The following is a 20,252-nucleotide window of genomic DNA, read 5'->3' as shown; positions in this document are numbered from 1 at the left end:
GTGTGCCGTATGCGGGGCCTGACGGAAGCAAGACTCTGCCGGACCGCGCCACCGCAAGGCAATTCTGTGGTGCGTGTGAAAGCTCACACCTCGACAGGAGCAAGTGTTCCGGGCGATGTTGCGGACAGAAGGGCGCCGCCCGGCTAAGATCCTGCGCTTCGCCGGGCGGCGCCCTCTGCCGTACGCACACAAGTGCGTACGAAACGGTCAGATTTGAACGTCCTCCAGCATCTCCGTCACGAGCGCGGCGATCGGGGAACGCTCGGAGCGGGTGAGGGTGACATGGGCGAAGAGCGGGTGCCCCTTCAGTTTCTCGATGACGGCGACGACTCCGTCGTACCGGCCGACCCGGAGGTTGTCGCGCTGGGCCACGTCGTGGGTCAGCACGACCCGCGAGTTCGCCCCGATCCGGGACAGAACGGTCAACAGGACGTTCCGCTCCAGGGACTGGGCCTCGTCCACGATGACGAAGGCGTCGTGGAGGGAACGGCCCCGGATGTGGGTGAGCGGGAGGACCTCCAGCATCCCCCGGCCGAGCACCTCCTCGACGACCTCGCGGCTCGCGACCGAGGACAGCGTGTCGAAGACGGCCTGCGCCCACGGGCTCATCTTCTCGGCCTCGCTGCCCGGCAGGTACCCCAGCTCCTGGCCGCCGACCGCGTACAGCGGGCGGAAGACCATCACCTTCTGGTGCTGGCGGCGCTCCAGGACCGCCTCCAGGCCCGCGCAGAGGGCGAGCGCGGACTTGCCGGTGCCGGCCCGGCCGCCCAGGGAGACGATGCCGACGTCCGGGTCGAGGAGCAGATCGAGCGCGATCCGCTGCTCGGCGCTGCGGCCGCGCAGCCCGAACGCCTCCCGGTCGCCCCTGACGAGGCGCACGTTCCCCTCGGCGGTGACCCGGCCGAGCGCCTTGCCGCGCTCGGACTGGAGCACCAGGCCGGTGTGGACCGGCAGCTCGGCGGCCTCCGGCGCGTACAGCGTGTCCTGGTCGTAGAGCAGGTCCACCTGGTCGGCGGAGAGGGACAGTTCGGCCATCCCGGTCCAGCCGCTGGAGTCCGTGACGGCGAGTTCGGCGCGGTACTCCTCGGCGAGGAGCCCGACCGAGGACGCCTTGATGCGCAGCGGCAGGTCCTTGGAGACGACCGTGACGTCGTACCCCTCGGCCTGGAGGTTGCGCGCGACCGCGAGGATCCGTGAGTCGTTGTCCCCCAACCGGTAGCCGGCGGGCAGGACGCCGGGGTCGGAATGGTTGAGTTCGACACGCAGGGTGCCGCCCAGGTCCCCGATGGGCAGGGGGGCGTCGAGGCGTCCGTACCGGACCCGGAAGTCGTCCAGGAGGCGCAGGGCCTGCCGGGCGAAGTACCCGAGCTCCGGGTGGTGCCGCTTGGCCTCCAGCTCCGTCACCACGACGATCGGGAGCACCACCTCGTGCTCCTCGAAGCGGGAGACGGCGTTGGGGTCGGCCAGCAGGACGCTGGTGTCGAGAACATAGGTGCGCCGGTCGGAAAGGCGGCGCTTCGTGCTGGTCACCACGGAAGGACAGACCCCCTCTGAAGACCCCTGTGAGGTCGGGGCGCGACGGAACCGGTGTCGCTGCGGGATGGGACCGGGATCGGGCCGCGCTGCGCGGGCCGGACCACGGCCCTCCACTTCTCCCGTGCGTGTCCCGCACGGTCGTCCTGGCGCAAGGGGCCTCCCGGGTGGCGGTCTCCGTGCCGCTCACTTCACCAGGGATATGCCCTCCAACGGGGGCGGCCATGCCAGGGGGTGTGACGACGTGTTCGTGAACACGAGGTGATCGGTTCCGGCCGGGCGTCCACCGGGTCCTGCCCGGGTGTCTGCCAGGCCCTGTCAGGGTGTCCGTCGGGCCCTGTCAGGGTGTCTGCCGGGCGCTGCCAGGGCGCCGACCGGTCCACGCCCGGACGTTCGGACTTCGCCCGGGAGTTCGAATGTCGTCCTAGTGGTTCGGATTCCGTCCGGGCGGTTCAGGTCCCGTAGCGCCGGTGCCGGGCCGCGTAGTCGCGCAGTGCCCGCAGGAAGTCGACCTTACGGAAGGCCGGCCAGTGGACCTCGCAGAAGTAGTACTCCGAGTGGGCGCTCTGCCACAGCATGAACCCGGAGAGCCGCTGCTCGCCGCTGGTGCGGATCACCAGGTCGGGGTCGGGCTGGCCGCGCGTGTAGAGGTGTTCCGAGATGTGCTCGACGTCGACGATCTCGGCCAGCTCCTCGAAGCTGGTGCCCCGCTCGGCGTGCTCCAGGAGGAGCGAGCGGACCGCGTCGGCGATCTCCTGGCGTCCGCCGTACCCCACGGCGACGTTGACGAGTATGCCCGTGTTGGTCCGGGTGGCCTCCTGGGCCTCCTTGAGCACGGACTGGGTGCGGGCGGGCAGCAGGTCCATCGTGCCGACGTGGTGGACCCGCCAGCGGCCGTCGGCGGCCAGCGCGCGCACCGCGTTCTCGATGATGCCGAGCAGCGGCACGAGCTGCTCCTCGGGCCGGTTCAGGTTGTCCGTGGAGAGCATCCAGAGCGTGACGACCTCGACGTCGGTCTCGGCGCACCAGCCGAGCAGCTCCTGGATCTTGTCCGCGCCGGCCTTGTGTCCCTGCTCGGGGGTCCCGCCGGACGCCTTGGCCCAGCGCCGGTTCCCGTCGAGGATGACCCCGATGTGCTTGGGGACCTGGGCGTGGTCGAGACGGCCCTCCACCCGGCGTGCGTAGAGCCCGTACACCAGGTCGCGCAGGTTCACTGTTCTTTACCCCTCCGTGCAGCGACGGGCCCCCAGGCATCGGCGGTCCGCAGGCCGCCACACTACTGCGCGGGGGTGCGGGCTCCCAGTCCGGGACGGTCACAAGTCCGTGATAAGCAGAGATACGTGACTGATTCCCCCTTGTACCGCGCCTCCGCGGACCGCTACGACACCATGGAGTACCGCCGCGCGGGCCGCAGCGGCCTCAAGCTGCCGGCGATCTCACTCGGCCTCTGGCACAACTTCGGCGACGACCGCACGCTGGACTCCCAGCGGGCGATCCTGCGCCGCGCCTTCGACCTGGGCGTCACCCACTTCGACCTCGCGAACAACTACGGGCCGCCGCCCGGCTCGGCCGAGCTGAACTTCGGCAAGATCTTCGCGCAGGACTTCGCCCCCTACCGGGACGAACTGGCCATCTCCACCAAGGCCGGTTATCTGATGCACCCCGGGCCGTACGGCGAGTGGGGCTCCCGCAAGTACCTGCTGTCCTCGCTGGACGCCTCCCTGAAGCGGATGGGCCTCGACCACGTCGACATCTTCTACTCGCACCGCTTCGACCCGGACACCCCCCTGGAGGAGACGATGGGGGCCCTGGCCTCCGCCGTCCGGCAGGGCAAGGCGCTGTACGTCGGCGTCTCCTCGTACACCGGTGAGCAGACCGCCGAGGCCGCGCGGATCCTGCGGGAGATGGGCGTCCCGGCCCTGATCCACCAGCCCTCGTACTCGATGATCAACCGCTGGACCGAGGAGGACGGCCTCCTGGACACCCTGGAGGCGGCCGGCATGGGCTGCATCTCCTTCGTGCCGCTGGCCCAGGGACTGCTGACCGGCAAGTACCTGAAGGGCGTCCCGGAGGGCTCGCGGGCCACCCAGGGCAAGTCCCTCGACCCGGCCCTGCTCTCCGACGAGGTGCTGCGGCGCCTGCGCGGCCTCGCGGACATCGCGGAGCGGCGCGGGCAGTCCCTGGCGCAGCTCGCGCTGTCGTGGGTGCTGCGGGACCCGCGGATGACCTCGGCGCTGATCGGCGCGTCCAGCGTCGCCCAGCTGGAGGAGAACGTGGCCGCGCTCGGCGGCGCGCCGCTGACGGACGCGGAGCTGGTGGAGATCGACTCGTTCGCGGTGGACACCGCGGGGACGAACATCTGGGCCGGCCGGAGCTGAGACTTCGGCCGGGGCCCGGCCGAGGCGGGGCCGGGGCCCGGTCGGGGCCGCGGTCCGGGGCGCCGGCAGGGGGCCGGGTGCTCGTCCGGGAAAGAAAAACGGGCCGGTCCGTGGGGGGGATACGGACCGGCCCGAGGGGGGGGTTTCCACCATAACCCTTCGGTGGTCGTGGTGCGCGCCACGTCGGTCCGGCGCGCCGCTCCGGACCGTCCGGGCCCCAAGCGGGACAAGGGCTCCGGGGCCCCGTGGCGGTTTTGCGCCCCGGCGTGGCGGCGGGGTTCCGTCCCTCCCAGGAGGGACGGAGGACGAGGGGTACGACGTTGACGGCGGGGACCCCGGGGCCCCGGCCGCGGCCTCAGGGCGTGGCGGTGGACGCGCCGAGAAGGAGGCCGAGGAGGCCGCCCGCGAGCATGAAGGGCCCGAAGGGGATCGCCGAGGAGCGGGCGGCCCGCCGGAGCAGGACAAGCCCGAGGCCGTACACCGCGCCGAGGAGGAACCCCGCGAAGGCCCCGGCGAAGAGGACCTCCCGGCCGTACCAGCCGAGGGCCGCGCCCAGCGGGAGCGCCAGTTTCACGTCGCCGAAGCCGAGTCCGCGCGGGTTGATCAGGAAGAGCACCAGGTAGGAGCCGCCGAGGACGGCCGCGCCGAGCAGCGCGTGGGGCCAGGAGCCGGCGCCGCCCGGCAGGAGCGCGGCGGCCCCCAGGAGCAGCGGCAGGCCGGCGGCGAGCGGCAGGGTCAGCCCGTCGGGCAGCCGGTGGACGCGGGCGTCGACACGGGCGAGGAGGACGGCGAGGGGGGCGGCGAGCAGCCAGGCCGCCAGTTCGGGCCGGGGGCCGGTGGCGGCGGCGAGCGCGGCGCAGACCAGGGCGGTGGGGACGACGGCGCCGGCCGGGGCGGCGGTCGCGCAGGCCCCCCGGCCGGGCCCGCCGAGCCAGCCGCGCGCGGGGCCCGCGAGCACGTGCCCGGCGGGGCAGCGGTCCCGCCACGGTTCGCCCGGCTCCACGGAGAGCCGGTACGCGGCGCGCGGGACGAGCAGCCCCGCGGCGGCCCCCCACAGGGCGGCGGCGGCGATCAGCGAGACGTACACGGAGCCGACCCTAGGCAGTCGGTGCGGCTACGGTCTGGCACATGGCGAAATGGGCGGACGGAACGGGGACGCTGACGGTGCCGGGGGGTCATCCGGTGCCCCTGGAGGTGGCGGCGTCGTACCGGGCGCGGCGGCGGGGACTGCTCGGGCGGGACGGGGTCGCGGGGGCGCTGCTGATCGTCCGGACCAACAGCGTGCACACCTTCGGGATGCGGTTCGCGATCGACGTGGCGTACCTGGACCGTTCGTTCCGGGTCCTGTCGGTGGCCACGATGCGGCCGGGCCGGCTCGGCATGGTCCGTCCGCGCGGCCGGCACGTCCTGGAGGCGGAGGCGGGCGCGCTGGCGGAGTGGGGGGTGCGGCGGGGGATACGGGTGGACGTGGCCGTCACGGGGGGCCCGGGCCGAGCAGGGTGAAGGCGCCGTACGCGGCGGAGGCGAGGGCGAGGACGGCGAGGACGGGCACGGCGGTGCGCGGCCGGCGCTTCGCGAGGGCCGCGGCGGGCGGGAGCAGCAGCCCGAACGCGGGCATCATCAGGCGCGGACGCGACCCGAAGTAGGCGGCGCCGACGAGGGAGACGAGGACGACGCCGACCGTGTACGCGAGCAGGGGCAGCGGCTGCCCCTGGCGTACGCAGAGGACGACGAGCCCGGCGAGGAGAGCGAGGGCCGCCGTCAGGCCGAGGGCGGCGGGCCACGGCAGGCCCACGACGAACCGGGCGAGCGCGAGGCCGCCGTCGATGGAGTTGCCCCAGGCGGCCTGGACCTCGAAGTAGGCGGTGGGGCTGTGTGCGCGGACGCCGACGTACACGACGTACCCGAGCCAGCCGAGGGGCGCGAGCAGCACGCCGGCCACCGTCCGCGCGGGCAGCCGGCGGTCCCGGACGAGGGCGGCGAGGGCGGCGGTCCCGAGGGCGGCGACCAGGGCGGCGGCGGTGGGGCGGGTGAGGCCGGCGGCGGCGCAGAGGAGACCGGCGAGGATCCAGCGGTCGCGCAGGACCGCGTACAGGGACCAGGCGGCGAGGGCGGTGAAGAGGGTCTCCGTGTACGCCATGGACTGCACGAACGCGGTCGGGTACACGCCCCACAGGACGGCGAGCACGGTCCCGGTCCGCGGCCCGAAGGCGTGGGCGCCGCACGCGAAGATGCCCCAGGCGGCGGCGAGCCCGGCCGTCCAGGAGACGAGGAGCCCGGCGGTGGCCGCGTCCAGGGGGAGCACCGTGGAGAGGCCCCGCTCCAGGGCGGGAAGGAGCGGGAAGAAGGCCAGGTCGGAGTGGACGTCGCCGTTGGGCAGGGTGACCTCGTACCCGTAGCCGTGCTCGGCGATCCGCGTGTACCAGACGGAGTCCCAGCGGCCCTTGAGCCGGTGCGCCCCGTCCTCGCCGGTCGCGGCGGCGGCGATCGCGAGGACGACGAGACCGATCGCGCGGGTGGCGGCGTAGCCGCCGAGGGCGAGGAGGAGGGGGCGGGGGAAACGACGGGGGCCGTCGGGACGGGGCGGGGGCATGGGTTCGATTATCGGTTCGGGGCGGTGGGGTGGGACGGCGGGGGCGGGGCGGGGAGGGGCGGAGGGCGGGACCGGGGCGGTGGGGCGGACGCTCCGTTCCCGTCGGGCTCGGACGAAGAGGCGGGACAGTGGGGCGGACGCTCTCTTCCTGCCGGGCTCAGACGAGGAGGCGGGACACGACGACGAGGGCCACCAGGGCCGCCAGCGCGACGGCGGCGATCAGCCGGACCCGGCTCACGGAGGGCCACGCGGCGACGTGCGGCCCGTCGTGCCCGGGGACGACGAAGAACACCCGGTGGGGGTCCGGGGCGAGGGTGACGCGCGCCAGGGACAGGTGGCGCAGGTCGACCCGGCGGCCCACCTCCCCGTCGTGCCGGACGAGCCACGGCTCCAGGGCCGCGGCCACGTTCCCGGCGGTGTCGCGCGCGAGGGAGGAGCGCGGGCCGACCACGCGGACGCCGGTCCAGGCCCCGTGGTCGCGGGCGCTCCTCCACGCCCCGTACGGCAGCTCGGGGGAGGAGAACGTGACCTTCACGACGAGCGGGCTCCGGGTGACGACGCCCTCGGTCCACGTCACGGTCCGCGCGGTGCCGCCGCAGCGCCGGTGGGGCACGGTGCCCGTCCGGTCGCAGTCGGGACAGGCGCGGGAACCCGATCCGCCGCACCGGGCACAGGTGGTCCCGCCGTGTCCGCGGCAGCCGGCGCACGCCGCGTTCGCGGTGCCGCACTTGCCGCAGGTGACGCGTCCCTCCCTCGCCTGCTGCCCCGTGTTCAGCCGGCTGTGCGTCTGACGGCTGCGGCGACCGGTGCCGTCGCACCACAGGCAGGCGGCGATCCCCCGGCACTCGCCGCACGCCTTGGCCGGGGCACACGGCAGCTCGCCGCTCCCCTTGCAGCGCTCGCAGGCCACCACGCCGTTGCCGCAGTCGCAGGACCGGTCGTCCACCGAACCGCGCCGCACCAGTCTCAGCGTCGTCCCGGAGGCGGGGTCCTCGGGGGGCGGTATGCGGTACGCGTGGAGGTCGGAGCCGTACACGGGCCGGTCCGACAGGTCGATGGAGCCCTGGTGGAACCGCTCCTCCTCCGTGCGGGTCTCCATGCTGCGCAGGATCTTCCCCTCGATCAGGAGGTGGTGGCTGATGTCCGCCTCCTCCGGAAGCACCCGGCCGGTCTCGCCGCGCTCCTGGAGACTGCGCCGCACGGCCGCCAGGACGTCCTCGTCACTCAGCACGTTTCCGCCACCCCCGGTCCGCGCCGGAGCGCGTCAGCCTCGGCATGTCCGGGGAACGATACCCAAGTACCCCTGGTGGGAGGCTAGTTGAATAACACGGGGGCGCACGGGGCAACTCAGGGCCGCGCGGGACCGCTCAGGGCCGCGCGGGACCGCTCAGGGCCGCGCGGGGAGGCTGGTGGAGAGACCGGCGCGGGGATCGGCCGGAGGTCGCCCGAGGGAGGATCGGCCGGAGACCGGCCGAGGGATCAGCCGAGGGATCAGCCGAGCGGCCTCACGCGGGCGAACTTCGCGGCCATGACGGGGCCGAGCCGGTGGACGATCGCGTGCCCCGGCTCGTGCGGAGAGGGCAGGTCGCCCAGGAACGAGGTCACGATGACCTCGTCGACGCCGTGGTCCCCGCGACGGACCTCCTCCTCCAGGAAGGCGAGCGTGCGGCGCCAGTCGGGCGCGGCCGGGTCCTCGCCGAGGAAGGAACGGACGGTGTCCTGGACGACGTCCCAGAAGAACACGTGCGGCAACACACCGCCCTGATGGAACACATGGGTCTCGTAGGCCCCCCGGAACCCGGGAATCCGGGTGACGAGATCACTGACCAGTTGCTCACCCGGCGTCACGCTCGGCATCGTCGTCATCTGTTCAGAATGCCCCCGACCGGCGGGCGGACACCGCCGATTCCGTGTTTTGCGACGGAACGCGGAGGCGGCACGCGGTGCGGTGGGGCGGTCGCGCCCGGGGGCGAAGGCACCGGAGAGCCGCCGGACCCGCGTCCTGCTCATGGCGCCTGCCCGTACGGCCCCCGCCCCTGGTACCGCTGCTCAGGGGGCGGCGGGCGGGGTGGTGCGCGGGAAGGAGACCTCGACCCGCCGGTTCTTCTTGCGGCCTTCTTCGGTGGCGTTGTCGGCGATCGGATAGTCCTCGCTGTAACCACGGATGTCGAAGGTCGTCCCGGGGTCGAGGGCCCGGGCGAGCACCTGCTGCACGGCCACGGCGCGCTGCTTCGAGAGCTTCAGGCCGTGCTCGTACGTCCCGAGGTTGTCGGTGAACCCGAAGACCCGGACCCGCCCCGACCCCTGCTTGTTGATCTCGGCGGCGATCGCGGCGATCCGGCTGGTGGCGGCGGCGCCGAGCTTGGCGCTGTCCTTCGGGAACAGGACCTCGGCCTGGAGCGCGAAGGTCACGTCCACGTTGGTGTCCTGCCGCCGCTGCGCGCCGCCCTCCTCCTCGACGATCTGCTTGATGTCGAGCACCTTGGCGGGCGCGAGCACGGCCCCGTCGGGCAGCATCAACCCCGGCGCGGTCTCGTCGATGACGGGCGCGGGGGAAGCGCTGCCGGCGGAGCCGGGCGGATCGTCGGCCCGGGCGGCGGGCGCGGTGGCGGGCCACAGGACCACGGAGACGAGGGCGAGGGTGGCGAGGCGGCGGTGTGTCGTCGTCATGGCGTCGCCTCAGGAGAGGGTGAGGGTGGCGGGTTCGAAGGTGGGGAGTTGGAAGGAGACTTCGGTGGTGGAGGTGGGGGGTGCGGGGAACTGGAGGAAGATATCGACCGACTTGCCGGCCGAGACAATCCCCAGACCTGTTGTGGTCAACGGTCGCCCGTCCGTGTCCCGCAGAACGTAGTAGCGCTTCTTCCCCGCCAAATCCACGAGAGTGGCCCCTCCCAGAGACGTTCCGTGCTTCAGCACTTCTGTCTCATCCCCCCTCACAACATCGGGAACCGCTCGCCCTTTTTCAGATGTATTCTTCAGAGCTCCCTTGAGAGTCAGGAATCCGCCAGCATCACGAACCGCCGAATTGATGGTCAACTCGAAACCGTCCTGTCCCCTGAGGACCGCCACAGTCTCTGTCGGCTCATCAGCCGACTGCGAGCCCTTCGTTTTACTTTCCCCCTGAGAAGCTGTCGCCACAACAGAAGGTTTATCCGATTTCGGCTCCTCACCCACTCCACAACCAACCACGAGGAGTGCCATCGACGCAACGGCGACGACGGCCGTTCCACGAAGATTCCGCGCGTACCGTAGGCTCATGCAACGCTCATCCTTTACTCTTTTCAGTTCATTTGGACAGTCGGACGATGAACAGATCCGCAGCACTGGGAAGCTTTGGATCTTTCAAGTCGACGTCCCAGGGTTCGCCAGCACAGAAAAGCCCACGAATCGAAGCGTGTTCCTCTTCTTCGGGTTCTTCGGGCTCACCCGACGGAGGGGACGTGGGCGAGGATGTCGGCAACTCTGGGGTAGGTTCCTGTTTTTTGAACATACAACGCGGCTTGATCACCGCCTCTGCGGACGCCGTCGCGCGGTTCGGCTCTCCACCTGCCGTGCGCACCGTCACCCTGAATCCGCTGCCCTCCGAGGAGAGCGGCTCACAGCCAGAAGCGACAAGGTCGGCTCCATTCCGGAATGCGAAGACCGCCGCGCTCTCACACGCGGCTTCTGGCACGTAAGCCCTCCCTTCAAGGAATTCGCCCCACCGATCCGGGTCGAGGAGCACTTCGAGCCAGCCTTCACGCAACTGATCCCGGGCATCCTGCGCAGCCGCCAGGGCTGCCGCGTCAGCGGCACTCTGGGCATTATTTCGAGCAGACGCGGCCTGACCTATCGCGAAGTAGGCGAAGGCCAAGAACAACAACCCCCCTATGACAGCGATGTAGACAGGAAAAGCCTGTCCCGAGTCCCTGCCGCAATGAAAATTCAGCCGGTCAGCTCGGCGATTTTGTTCTTGATCGCCGTCATAATCGTGCTCCCGATGTCCGTCCCCGTGATCGCCACCACGATTGCCACGACCACCACGATGATTCCCAGGTACTCCACCGCCGTCTGCCCGCGATCCTCGGGGCGCGCACGCGAGGTGAGTTCGATCTTGGCTTTGGCCAGGACTTTTAGCATCGCGTCGTTCATCGTGGTCCCCTCTGCGGTCGGACGCCTGTGCGCGGGCACTGTACGCCCACGCTTCCTTCAATACCCAGGTCCTCCGGGCCCGGTCGTCAAGTTTGGTCATCTCCGGAGCCCGACACCTTGCCAGGAGGCTACGGTCTCGACGTGGGCACAGGTAGAGAGTTCAGAGAAGAAAAAAGCTCTCTCACTGGACCACCGGCCGCCCAGGTGCGTGACGGCCGGCTCCACCAGATCCACTGAGGTCATCCCCCCCACCTCCTACACCCAACCCGCGCCATGACGCACTCGTCGCATATGCAAATTACTTGAGTGGTGGTTCGCATGGTCAAGGTTCCTGGAGCTTTCTTTCCCGTGTGCAGTCGCATCAACACCTCCGTTGCTGTCGGCCGCTCACTTACCCGTCACCGCCCCGAAGTCCGTCCCCGTGCCCAGGAACAGGCCCGCGCCCAGGAGGATGATCGTCGCCGGGACCATCAGGGTCGTGATGACCATGGTCGCCTTCGGGACCGCCTTCGCCGCCTTGCGGCGGGCGTTCTGGGCGTCGGTGCGGCGCATGTCGTTGGCGATCTGGATGAGGGTGTCCACGATCGGGGCGCCCAGCTCCTCGCCCTGCTGGAGGGCGGTGACGAACTGGGCGACCTGCTCCGAGTCGTTGCGGCGGCGCAGTTCGTCGAAGGCCTGGCGGCGGCTGACGCCCATGTCCATCTGGCGCAGGGTGATGCGGAGTTCGTCGGACCAGGGTCCCTCGTACTTCTCCGCCACCCGTTCCAGTGCCTGGCGGAAGCCGAGGCCCGCCGAGACGACGACGGCCAGGACGTCCAGGAAGTCCGGAAGGGTGCGTTCGATCTGGTCCTTGCGGATGCGGACCGCCGACCAGATGCCGACCTCCGTCCAGAACGCCCCGAAGGCGAGCAGGAGCAGGGCCGTCAGGTACGCGCCCCTGCTCAGCATCGTCAGGGCGCCCAGGACGCCCAGGAAGCCGTAGACCGCCCTGCGCGCCCCGTACCGGTCGATGGTGAGGCCGCCGGGGTTTCCGGCCAGGTCGATGCGGCGGCGTACCGCGTTGACCCGCTTCGGGCCCATCAGGCGCAGGACCGCCGGCGACCAGCGCATGCCCAGGCGGTCCACCGCCGAGTCGACGGCGCCCGTACGGGTCGCGCCGACCTCCAGGGCGAGCCGGAGGTCGTCGGGGAGCCTGGCGTCGGCCCGGTAGAGGCGTATCCCGTAGCAGGCGCCCGCCACGGCGAGTCCGGCCAGGAGGGCGAGGAGGAGGTCCACGGCGGCCGTCCCTACACGTCGATCTTCGAGAAGCGGCGGATGACGGCGAAGCCGACCCCGTACAGGGCGAGGGCGACGACGACGGCGAGCTGCCCGAGGCCCGAACCGGTCATGCGGTCCAGGGACCCGGGTTGCAGGTTGTCGATGAGCAGCAGCGATCCGACGCCGATGACGGGCACGGAGTACGCGGTCATGCTCACCTGCGAGAGCTGGGTGCGGACCTCGCGCCGGGTCTCCTTGCGCTCCTCCAGGGTCTCGGTGAGGTTGCGCAGGGAGGAGACGACGGTGCCGCCGGCCCGGTTGGCGAGGACCAGGGTGGTGACGAGGACGACGAGCTCGCGGGAGGGCAGGCGTTCGGCCAGTTCTCCGAGGGCGTCGTCCAGGGAGGTGCCGACGGCCAGCTGCTGGGCGACCTTCTCCAGTTCGTCGCCGGCCGGGGCCTCCAGCTCCTCGGCGGCGAGGCCGAGGGCCATGCGGAGGGCGAGTCCGGCCTGGGTGGCGTTGGCCAGGATGCGGGAGAGTTCGGGGAGCTGGTTGATGAACTTCTCGATGCGCTTCTGACGCTGCCAGTTGAGGTACCCGAGGGCGACCCAGACGCCGAGGAGACCGCAGATCGGGCCGAAGAACGGCGACAGCGCCGCCTGTCCCACCGCCCACAGGACCGCCACGGTCGCCGTGAGGGCCACCGTGAACTCCCCCGGGGTGACGTCGAGGCCGGTGGCCGCGATCCGCAGCTCCAGCTTGCGGCCGAGGGTGGTCCGGCGCACCCGCCGGTCGATGCCCCGGAAGCGGCGCCTGCGGCGGCCGGCGGTCTCGGGTGCGCCCGTCTCGTCCAGGCGGGCGACGAGGGCGGCGTGCCGGCGGGCCCCGCTCGCGTACAGCTGGACGCCGGTCACGCCCAGGACGCAGCAGAGCAGCGCGACGGCTGCCGTCGGCCAGAAGGGGTCGGTCATGGCCCTTGCTCCTCGGTCGTGCGGGGCCTAGACGGCTTCGCGGGTGGTCAGGTGGGCGTCGGTGGCGGCCACGCCGAACGCCTGCGGGACGGGCTGCCCGGCCAGGTAGAGGCGTTCGGCGACCCGGCGGGGCAGCGGATGGTACGTGAACTGCCCGTACACCCGTCCGTCGGCGGCGAGCGGCTGGGCGTGGAAGCGGCAGACGGTGGCGAGCAGGAAGCGTTCGCGGCCGTGCGAGGCGAGGACGGCGATCTCGGTGATCCGGCGGGTTCCGTCGGGATGCCGGGTGAGCTGGACGAGAACGTCGACCGCGCTGTTGATCTGGTCGCGCAGGGCCTCGAACGGCACCTTCACCTCGGACATGGAGGCGAGGGTCTGGAGCCGCATCAGGGCGTCCTCGGCGGAGTTGGCGTGGACGGTGGCGAGCGAGCCGTCGTGGCCGGTGGACATCGCCTGGAGCATGTCGAGGGTCTCGCCGCCGCGGACCTCCCCGACGATGATCCGGTCGGGGCGCATGCGGAGGGAGTTGCGGACGAGGTCGCGGATGGTGATGGCACCGCGGCCCTCGATGTTGGGCGGCCGGGCCTCCAGGCGGATGACGTGGGACTGCTGGAGCTGGAGTTCGGCCGAGTCCTCGATGGTGATGATCCGTTCGCCCTCCGGGACGAGCCCGGAGAGGGCGTTGAGGAGGGTCGTCTTCCCGGTGCCGGTGGCCCCGGAGACGATCAGGTTGAACCTGGCCTGCACGAGCCCGGAGAGCAGGAGCAGCATCTGCTCGTCCAGGGAGCCGAGGCCGAGCATCTCGTGGAGCGTGTACGCGCGGGGGAAGCGGCGGATGGTGAGGGTCGCGCCGGTGAGGGAGAGCGGCGGGATGATCACGTTGACGCGTTCGCCGGAGGGGAGGCGGGCGTCGACCATCGGGTTCGACTCGTCGACCCTCCGGTTGACGGTCGACACGATCCGCTCGATCGTCTGCATGAGCTGGTCGTGGGAGGCGAAGCGGAGCGGCAGGAGTTCGACGCGGCCGCCCCGCTCGACGAAGATCTGGTCGGGGCCGTTGACCATGATCTCGGTGATCGAGGCGTCTTCGAGCAGCGGCTCCAGGACGCCCAGGCCGAGGGCCTCGTCCACGACCCGGCGGATCAGCCGGGAGCGTTCGGCGGTGGAGAGGACCGGGCCCTCGCGGCTGATGATGTGCCCGAGGACGCGCTCCAGGCGGGCCCGGCGTTCGGCGGCGGCGAGCGCGGACATCTCCGTGAGGTCGATCTCCTCCAGGAGCTTGGCGCGGAAGGCGGCGACGAGATGGCCGTCCTCCCTGGCCGTGACCGCGCCCTTCTCCTCAGGGGTGTGCATCCGGGAGCGCAGGCTCATGGCAGGTCCTCCTCGTCGGGCGTCGGCATGGTGACGGTCTTCTCCGCGTCGCCGAAGTCCTTCCAGAAGGGGACGACGGAGGGGATGCGCACGGTGACGGTGACGGTGACTTCGCCGCCGCCCCTGCGGGGCCCCGAGACGGAGGGGCGGAGCCAGCCGCTCGCGGCCGCGGCGGCCGCTTCCTCGGCGCTCGGCGCGTCCTCCGCGTCGCTGCTCGCCGCCCGTGCCGCCGCGCGGGCCGCCGTGCCCGCCTGCTGGACGGCGTACGCGGCGATGCCGAGCTGGAGGCCCGCGAGGCCGACGAGGAGCAGGATCGGGAGGAAGCCCAGGTACTCGACGGCGACCTGGCCGCGGTCGCGGGCTCCCGTGCGCGGTCGTGGGCTCATGGTGCCGGGTCCTCCTCCTTCACCGCGCCCGCGTCGGCCGTGACCGGGAAGAGTCCTCCCAGGCCCGGGACCAGGGCCGGGACCTCGACCTCGACGCGGACGCGGACCATCCCGCCGCCGGGCACGCAGTCCCCGCCGGAGGCGCTCCAGGCCCCGTCGACGTGGCGGCGGGCGGCGGCCGGGCCGTCGTCGTCGACCGCGCACGCCCGCGCCGCCTCGTCCGCCGCGTTCCCCGCCAGCGTGTAGGCGTAACCGACCAGGACGACCTGCCAGAGCAGGGCGAGGGTGAGCAGGATCAGCGGCACCATGCCGGCGAACTCGATCGCCACCTGTCCCCTGTCGTCCCCGGCGCCCGTGGCGCCGTCCCGGTGGATGCGCATCGGTCAGCGGCCCCCGGTGCGGCGGCGCAGGCCGAGGGAGCCCCGGTCGCCCGCGCGGGCGAGCTGCTTGCCGGGGGCGCCCGCCGCCGGGGCCCCGGTCAGGCCCAGTTCTCCCGCGAGGGCCCACAGGGCCTGCTTGACGGTGGACCTGGCGTCGAGTTCGTGGAGGCGGCCCGCGTCGACGACGGCCTGGAGCTCCTTGAACTGGGCGGGGACGGCGACGCCCGCGACGCGGGTGCCGGTGATCCTCTGGACGAGGGAGGGCTGGATCTCGCTGGAGCGGTGGTGGCGGTTGACGAGGGTGACGGTCTCCTCGGCCTTGCGGACCTGGAGCCGTTCCCACATGCGCACGGTCCGTTTGGCGGCCCGGACCGCGACCACGTCGGGGGTGGTGACGAGGAGCGCGGTGCCGGCCATCTCGATCGCGGCGGCGTTGGCGCCGTCGAGCCGGGAGCCGCAGTCGACCACGACGACCTCGTGGCGGCCGCGCAGGGCGCTGACGACCTGGCGGGCGGCGCGGTCGGTGACCTCCTCGCCGCGTTCGCCCTCGGCGGGGGAGAGCAGCAGCGAGAGCCCGGTCTCGTGGACGTAGACGGCGTCCTGGAGGACGCGGGGCGAGATGTCGGTGATGGCGGCGAGGTCGGCGACGGAGCGCCGGAACTGGACGTCGAGGTACGAGGCGACGTCGCCGTTCTGGAGGTCCATGTCGACCAGGGCGACGCTCTTGCCGGAGGCGCGGGCGGCGAGGGCGAGCTGGACGGCGGTGACGGTGGTGCCGACGCCGCCCTTGGCGCCGCTGACGGTGACGACGGTGCCGCCGGGGCCGCCGGCCCCCCGGTCGGCGCCGGTGCCGAGGTGGCGGCGGACGCCGGCGGACCACTGGGCGGCGGCCTGGACGCGGCTGGCGAGTTCCTCGTAGCCGAGGGGGAGGGTGACCAGGCCCCGGGCCCCGGAGTCCATGGCGGCGGAGAAGAGGACGGGGCTGGCGTCGGCGGTGATGAGGACGACGCCGACGGCGGGGAAGCGGAGGGCCACCTCGCGGACGAGTTCGAGCGCGGGAACGGGGCCGATCCGCTCGTGGACGAGGACGACCTCGGGGAGTTCGTCCAGGGAGGCGGCGGCGAGACGGGCGAGGGTGTCGACCAGCTGGGTGGAGTCGGCGGCCGGCGGGGCGGGTTCGGCGTCGGGGAGCTGGCTGAGCAGCGTGACGACGGACCGGGACGCGTCGGGGTCGCCGACGGCCGGCAGGATCCTCGTGGTCATACCGGCCTCACTTGTCCTTGTCGAGCGTGTAGGTGCGGTCGCGCTGGTCGGCCGGGGCGCCGCCGCTGGTGGGGGCGACGAGGGCGAGGCGTACGTGCTCGGCGAAGGACTCGGCGTACGCGACGCGCTGGGTGTCGAGGGTCGAGAGCGCGAAGGTGATGGGGACGGTGGAGGTGGCGCGGTCGGACCGGTCGGAGCGGTCGGAGACCGGGGTGAGCCTGCCGACGTCGAGGACGCGGGCGCCGGCGACGATCATCCGGGACTGGTCGGGGTCGCCCTTCTTCTCTCCCGCGAAGGTGGCGTAGATGTTGACGGTGGCGCCGGCGGTGATCTTGCCCGCGACGCCGGTGGCGGCGTCGATCATGATGGCGATCTCCTGCTGGCCCGGCTGGAGCGCCGGCCGGTCGACGATCATGTCCTCCTGGAGGAGGGAGCCCGCTTTGAGTTCGGTGACGGCGATCTTTCCCCGGAGCCGGCCGAGGTCGGTGACGGCGGTCTCGGAGAGCCAGCGCTTCGGCATGGTGATCTTCTCGAACTGCCCCGGGGTCAGGGTGGTGTAGGGGGCCACGTCCTTCTTGATCCGGTACGCGGTGGTCTCCGGACCGACCTTGGTGTTCACGTCGCTGATGACGGCGAGCACACCGGCGAAGGCGCCGAGGGCGCACAGGACGGACAGCAGCAGCAGGACGACGCCGCGGCGCTGGCGGGAGTTCATGGCCGTACTACCTCGATCGGAGACGTGGGTCCGGGCGGACGGGCGGACGGGTGGGCCGGCGGTCGGCCGGCCGGTGGTACGGGGCCGGTGGCGGGGCGGGGAGGGGGCGGGGGCCCGGGGAGACCGTTCACGGCAGGGCGCGGGGGGTGCGGGGGCCGGGGGCGCGGGGGGCCGGGCCGAGGGCGGGCGGGGCGGTCCGTCCGGCGGGGCCCAGGGCGTGGGGGGCGGCGGTCCCCGGTCCGTGGACGGCGTTCGCGCCGGTGCGCGGTTCCTCGTACGCGCCCGTGTACGGCTGCCCGTACGCGCCGGTGCCCGGCTCCTCGCGCGCGTCCGCGTACGGCTCCCCGTACGCGCCGGTGCGCCGGACCGCGTGGGTTCCCCGGTCTTCCCGGTCGGGAACGGTCAGCGGGGCCGCGCAGAAGCCGCAGCGGTCCCCGATGAGGTCCATGCCGCACCAGTGGCAGGTGTCCCGCCGTACGGAGGAGACGAGTTGGTGGAGGACCGACAGGTCGGGGAGGTGGGCGGCGAACTCGACGAGCCTGCCGGTGCCCCACCAGGCGGGCGAGGAGGCGGGCAGCGGGGTCTCCTGGACGGGGCCCGGGATGCGCCACCGGGGGACGAGGGTGGTGGCGGGCCAGTCGGTCTGGAGCCGGCCGCGGGCGAGGAGGAGTTCGGTGGTGAACTCCGGCCCCGCGAGGGACTCCTCCCGGTCGCCGACGCGCACGATCTGCGGGGTGGGGCCGGCGAGGACGGCGAAGTGGGCGCCGGGCAGCCAGCCCTTGAGGTGGGAGCCGAGGCCGACGGGGACGCGGTCGAGCCGGGAGACCGAGCCGAGGACGGCGCCCGCGTAGATGTAGTGGGCGAGCAGCCGGGCGGCGGAGGCGAGGACGCCGGGGGTGAAGTCGCAGCCGGCCAGCCGGCACAGCTGGCGGACGAGCACGGCCGCGCCGAGGGGCGGCAGGTCGGTCCTGACCAGGGCGATCCGGTCGCTCTCCAGGAGGGCGCGGACGGCGTGGAGGCGCCGGGCGACGGCGACCGGCGCGGAGGTGGGACAGACGACGACCACGTGTCCGTACCGGGCGAGGAGTTGGCGCATGTCCGCCACCGAGGCGTCGAGCGGCCGGCCCTCGGGGGGCGGTAACACGGCGGCCCGCGGGGTTCCGGGATCGACCGGAGGCAGCACCAGGTCGGCGCTGGTGACCGCGATCGCTGTCGGCACGTCGGCCCCCCGTCCCCTCCGGCCCCCGGTTTCCCGGGAGTCACGGCTCACCTACCGCGTTCACGGCGTCGCACCGGGGTGCCGCCGTCTCTGCACCTTATCCACGTGCCCCGGGGTGGTGAACACACAATCCGCCAAGCTCCCTCCATTTGTCGCGTCCGGGCGGACGCCTCTCGCCGTCGGAAGTCTTGACAATGCGATTGGTCTGGACCAGCTTGTTCCCACAACGGTGGCCACCGTCCGAAACCCGTACCCCGTACGCCCCCCCTCCGTACGGCACCTCCACATCCCCAACTCCCCCACGGAGGACGCACGTGGACCGCACCCCCACCCGCCCGCGCGGAGGCAGATGGCTCGGCGGAGCCCTCGCGCTCGCCGTCGGCTCCGGACTCGTCCTCGTCGGCGGCGCCGGCACCGCCCAGGCGGCGGACGTCAACGTCGCCAGGAACGCGGGCTTCGAGAACGGCCTGGCCAACTGGGCCTGTTCCGGCGGGAGCGGCACCGCCGTCTCCTCGCCGGTCCGCACCGGCACCGGCGCCCTGAAGGCGGCCCCCGCCGGCCTCGACAACGCCAAGTGCACGCAGACCGTGACCGTGAAGCCCAACGCGACGTACACGCTGAGCGCCTGGGTCCAGGGCGGGTACGCCTACCTCGGCGCGAGCGGCACCGGGACCGGCACCGGCTCGGTCTCCACCTGGACGCCGGACTCCCCGTCCTGGAAGCAGCTCACCACCACCTTCACCACGGGCGCCTCCACCACCTCGGTCGAGATCTACACCCACGGCTGGTACGGCACCTCGCCCTACCTCGTCGACGACGTGAGCGTCTTCGGACCCGACGGGGGCGGCGTCCCGGACCCCGACCCGGTCGTCCCGTCCACCCCGGCCGGCCTCGCGGCGGGCACCGTCACCTCCTCCTCCGTGAACCTGAGCTGGGGCGCGGTCTCCGGCGCGACGGCCTACAAGGTGTACCGGGACGGCACCGCCCCGCAGACCGTGAGCGGCACCTCCACGACGGTCACCGGGCTCACCGCCGACACCGCCTACCAGTTCCAGGTGTCCGCGACGAACGCGGCGGGCGAGTCCGCGAAGTCCGCCGCCGTGACGGCGCGCACCGCCAAGGACCAGACCGGCCCCGGCCCGGCCGTGCCCAAGCACGCCGTGACCGGCTACTGGCAGAACTTCGACAACGGCGCGGCCAAGCAGAAGCTGCGGGACGTGCAGGCGGCGTACGACATCATCGCCGTCTCCTTCGCCGACTCGACCACCACGCCCGGCCAGATCACCTTCACCCTCGACCCGGCCGTCGGCTACGCCTCGGTGGCCGACTTCAAGGCCGACGTCGCGGCCAAGAAGGCGGTCGGCAAGTCCGTGATCATCTCCGTCGGCGGCGAGAAGGGCAACGTCACGATCAACAGCGACGCGAGCGCGACCGCCTTCGCGAACAGCGCGTACGCCCTGATGCAGGAGTACGGCTTCAACGGCGTCGACATCGACCTCGAACACGGCATCAACTCCACCTACCTCACCAAGGCGCTGCGCCAGCTCTCCGCGAAGGCGGGCCCGGGCCTGGTGCTCACGATGGCCCCGCAGACCATCGACATGCAGTCCACGGGCACGGAGTACTTCAAGACCGCGCTCGCCGTGAAGGACATCCTCACGGTCGTCAACACCCAGTACTACAACAGCGGTTCGATGCTGGGCTGCGACGGCAAGGTGTACAGCCAGGGGTCGGTGGACTTCCTCACCGCGCTCGCCTGCATCCAGATCCAGGGCGGGCTCGATCCGTCCCAGGTCGGCCTGGGCGTCCCCGCCTCCACCCGGGGCGCGGGCAGTGGCTACGTCTCCCCGCAGGTCGTGAACAACGCCCTCGACTGCCTGACGAAGCTCACCGGCTGCGGCACCTTCAAGCCGGCCCAGGCGTGGCCGACGCTGCGCGGCGCGATGACCTGGTCGACCAACTGGGACGCGACGGCGGGCAACGCCTGGTCGAACGCGGTCGGCCCGCACGTGCACGGCCTCCCGTAGCGGACGGGGTGTCCCTCCCGCGCCCGGG

At 72.3% G+C, this 20,252-nt stretch carries 21 protein-coding genes; 3 read left to right on the top strand and 18 right to left on the bottom strand.

Annotation, left to right across the window (positions count from 1 at the left end):
* Positions 1-207: 207 nt before the first annotated feature.
* On the bottom strand, positions 208-1,533 hold the full coding sequence (locus tag ACZ6AQ_RS13930) for a PhoH family protein (protein ID WP_388693348.1): 1,326 nt from the start codon (positions 1,531-1,533) through the stop codon (positions 208-210).
* Between the two features lie 452 nt (positions 1,534-1,985).
* Positions 1,986-2,747, bottom strand: coding sequence for an isoprenyl transferase (locus ACZ6AQ_RS13925; protein ID WP_388693346.1), 762 nt, complete (start codon positions 2,745-2,747; stop codon positions 1,986-1,988).
* Between the two features lie 126 nt (positions 2,748-2,873).
* Between ACZ6AQ_RS13925 and mgrA the strand changes: the two genes are divergently transcribed.
* Positions 2,874-3,911, top strand: a complete 1,038-nt coding sequence (gene mgrA / locus ACZ6AQ_RS13920; protein ID WP_468759970.1) for an L-glyceraldehyde 3-phosphate reductase — start codon at positions 2,874-2,876, stop codon at positions 3,909-3,911.
* Positions 3,912-4,266: 355 nt separating this feature from the next.
* Here the strand turns inward: mgrA and ACZ6AQ_RS13915 are convergent, their stop codons facing one another.
* Positions 4,267-4,998, bottom strand: a complete 732-nt coding sequence (locus tag ACZ6AQ_RS13915) for a prepilin peptidase (protein WP_468759969.1) — start codon at positions 4,996-4,998, stop codon at positions 4,267-4,269.
* Positions 4,999-5,039: 41 nt separating this feature from the next.
* Between ACZ6AQ_RS13915 and ACZ6AQ_RS13910 the strand changes: the two genes are divergently transcribed.
* Positions 5,040-5,414 carry a DUF192 domain-containing protein gene (locus tag ACZ6AQ_RS13910; RefSeq protein ID WP_468759968.1) on the top strand — a complete coding sequence of 125 codons (375 nt, stop codon included), beginning with the start codon at positions 5,040-5,042 and terminating at the stop codon, positions 5,412-5,414.
* On the opposite strand, the gene ACZ6AQ_RS13905 is transcribed toward ACZ6AQ_RS13910, so the two are convergent.
* The 15 genes from ACZ6AQ_RS13905 to ACZ6AQ_RS13835 all read right to left on the bottom strand — a co-directional run bounded on the left by ACZ6AQ_RS13905 (position 5,386) and on the right by ACZ6AQ_RS13835 (position 18,197).
* Positions 5,386-6,504, bottom strand: coding sequence for a hypothetical protein (locus tag ACZ6AQ_RS13905; protein WP_468759967.1), 1,119 nt, complete (start codon positions 6,502-6,504; stop codon positions 5,386-5,388). The genes ACZ6AQ_RS13910 and ACZ6AQ_RS13905 overlap by 29 nt on opposite strands.
* A gap of 157 nt (positions 6,505-6,661) precedes the next feature.
* A complete protein-coding gene (locus ACZ6AQ_RS13900) occupies positions 6,662-7,735 on the bottom strand; it encodes a hypothetical protein (protein ID WP_468759966.1) in 1,074 nt (357 codons plus the stop codon).
* A gap of 260 nt (positions 7,736-7,995) precedes the next feature.
* On the bottom strand, positions 7,996-8,370 hold the full coding sequence (locus ACZ6AQ_RS13895) for a hypothetical protein (RefSeq protein WP_468759965.1): 375 nt from the start codon (positions 8,368-8,370) through the stop codon (positions 7,996-7,998).
* 183 nt (positions 8,371-8,553) lie between these two features.
* Positions 8,554-9,174, bottom strand: a complete 621-nt coding sequence (locus tag ACZ6AQ_RS13890) for an OmpA family protein (RefSeq protein WP_468759963.1) — start codon at positions 9,172-9,174, stop codon at positions 8,554-8,556.
* Positions 9,175-9,183: 9 nt separating this feature from the next.
* Entirely contained in the window at positions 9,184-9,762 is a 579-nt protein-coding gene (locus tag ACZ6AQ_RS13885) for a hypothetical protein (protein ID WP_468759961.1), read from the bottom strand.
* A gap of 28 nt (positions 9,763-9,790) precedes the next feature.
* Positions 9,791-10,432, bottom strand: coding sequence for a pilus assembly protein TadG-related protein (locus ACZ6AQ_RS13880; protein WP_468760230.1), 642 nt, complete (start codon positions 10,430-10,432; stop codon positions 9,791-9,793).
* On the bottom strand, positions 10,429-10,635 hold the full coding sequence (locus ACZ6AQ_RS13875; RefSeq protein WP_468759960.1) for a Flp family type IVb pilin: 207 nt from the start codon (positions 10,633-10,635) through the stop codon (positions 10,429-10,431). The genes ACZ6AQ_RS13880 and ACZ6AQ_RS13875 overlap by 4 nt, the downstream gene beginning before the upstream one ends.
* Positions 10,636-11,022: 387 nt before the next feature.
* On the bottom strand, positions 11,023-11,910 hold the full coding sequence (locus ACZ6AQ_RS13870; RefSeq protein ID WP_388693326.1) for a DUF5936 domain-containing protein: 888 nt from the start codon (positions 11,908-11,910) through the stop codon (positions 11,023-11,025).
* An 11-nt stretch (positions 11,911-11,921) separates the two neighbouring features.
* The gene (locus ACZ6AQ_RS13865; RefSeq protein ID WP_468759959.1) at positions 11,922-12,863 is read right to left on the bottom strand and encodes a type II secretion system F family protein; all 942 of its coding nucleotides are present in this window, start codon (positions 12,861-12,863) and stop codon (positions 11,922-11,924) included.
* Positions 12,864-12,890: 27 nt separating this feature from the next.
* The gene (locus ACZ6AQ_RS13860; protein ID WP_468759958.1) at positions 12,891-14,234 is read right to left on the bottom strand and encodes a CpaF family protein; all 1,344 of its coding nucleotides are present in this window, start codon (positions 14,232-14,234) and stop codon (positions 12,891-12,893) included.
* A complete protein-coding gene (locus ACZ6AQ_RS13855) occupies positions 14,231-14,620 on the bottom strand; it encodes a TadE/TadG family type IV pilus assembly protein (protein WP_468759956.1) in 390 nt (129 codons plus the stop codon). Before ACZ6AQ_RS13855 ends, ACZ6AQ_RS13860 begins: the two co-directional genes overlap by 4 nt.
* The gene (locus tag ACZ6AQ_RS13850; protein ID WP_468759955.1) at positions 14,617-15,000 is read right to left on the bottom strand and encodes a TadE/TadG family type IV pilus assembly protein; all 384 of its coding nucleotides are present in this window, start codon (positions 14,998-15,000) and stop codon (positions 14,617-14,619) included. The genes ACZ6AQ_RS13855 and ACZ6AQ_RS13850 overlap by 4 nt, the downstream gene beginning before the upstream one ends.
* A 3-nt stretch (positions 15,001-15,003) precedes the next feature.
* Positions 15,004-16,263 carry an AAA family ATPase gene (locus ACZ6AQ_RS13845; protein WP_468759954.1) on the bottom strand — a complete coding sequence of 420 codons (1,260 nt, stop codon included), beginning with the start codon at positions 16,261-16,263 and terminating at the stop codon, positions 15,004-15,006.
* Between the two features lie 7 nt (positions 16,264-16,270).
* Entirely contained in the window at positions 16,271-16,978 is a 708-nt protein-coding gene (cpaB, locus tag ACZ6AQ_RS13840; RefSeq protein ID WP_468759952.1) for a Flp pilus assembly protein CpaB, read from the bottom strand.
* Positions 16,979-17,105: 127 nt separating this feature from the next.
* Entirely contained in the window at positions 17,106-18,197 is a 1,092-nt protein-coding gene (locus ACZ6AQ_RS13835) for a hypothetical protein (RefSeq protein WP_468759951.1), read from the bottom strand.
* A 314-nt stretch (positions 18,198-18,511) separates the two neighbouring features.
* Between ACZ6AQ_RS13835 and ACZ6AQ_RS13830 the strand changes: the two genes are divergently transcribed.
* Positions 18,512-20,224, top strand: a complete 1,713-nt coding sequence (locus ACZ6AQ_RS13830) for a chitinase (RefSeq protein WP_468759949.1) — start codon at positions 18,512-18,514, stop codon at positions 20,222-20,224.
* Positions 20,225-20,252 lie beyond the last annotated feature (28 nt).

The sequence above is a fragment of the Streptomyces sp. NPDC041191 genome, assembly GCF_055591945.1.
The sequence above is the reverse complement of the archived record's forward strand: the minus strand, read 5'-3'. Positions and strand labels throughout refer to the sequence as shown.

Excerpts from the sequence above, each read along its gene's own strand:
- ACZ6AQ_RS13850 (WP_468759955.1), bottom strand. The coding sequence starts at position 15,000 with ATGCGCATCCACCGGGACGGCGCCACGGGCGCCGGGGACGACAGGGGA.
- ACZ6AQ_RS13845 (WP_468759954.1), bottom strand. The coding sequence starts at position 16,263 with ATGACCACGAGGATCCTGCCGGCCGTCGGCGACCCCGACGCGTCCCGG.
- cpaB (WP_468759952.1), bottom strand. The coding sequence starts at position 16,978 with ATGAACTCCCGCCAGCGCCGCGGCGTCGTCCTGCTGCTGCTGTCCGTC.
- ACZ6AQ_RS13885 (WP_468759961.1), bottom strand. The coding sequence starts at position 9,762 with ATGAGCCTACGGTACGCGCGGAATCTTCGTGGAACGGCCGTCGTCGCC.
- ACZ6AQ_RS13875 (WP_468759960.1), bottom strand. The coding sequence starts at position 10,635 with ATGAACGACGCGATGCTAAAAGTCCTGGCCAAAGCCAAGATCGAACTC.
- ACZ6AQ_RS13855 (WP_468759956.1), bottom strand. The coding sequence starts at position 14,620 with ATGAGCCCACGACCGCGCACGGGAGCCCGCGACCGCGGCCAGGTCGCC.
- ACZ6AQ_RS13860 (WP_468759958.1), bottom strand. The coding sequence starts at position 14,234 with ATGAGCCTGCGCTCCCGGATGCACACCCCTGAGGAGAAGGGCGCGGTC.
- ACZ6AQ_RS13895 (WP_468759965.1), bottom strand. The coding sequence starts at position 8,370 with ATGACGACGATGCCGAGCGTGACGCCGGGTGAGCAACTGGTCAGTGAT.
- ACZ6AQ_RS13905 (WP_468759967.1), bottom strand. The coding sequence starts at position 6,504 with ATGCCCCCGCCCCGTCCCGACGGCCCCCGTCGTTTCCCCCGCCCCCTC.
- ACZ6AQ_RS13910 (WP_468759968.1), top strand. The coding sequence starts at position 5,040 with ATGGCGAAATGGGCGGACGGAACGGGGACGCTGACGGTGCCGGGGGGT.
- ACZ6AQ_RS13865 (WP_468759959.1), bottom strand. The coding sequence starts at position 12,863 with ATGACCGACCCCTTCTGGCCGACGGCAGCCGTCGCGCTGCTCTGCTGC.
- ACZ6AQ_RS13890 (WP_468759963.1), bottom strand. The coding sequence starts at position 9,174 with ATGACGACGACACACCGCCGCCTCGCCACCCTCGCCCTCGTCTCCGTG.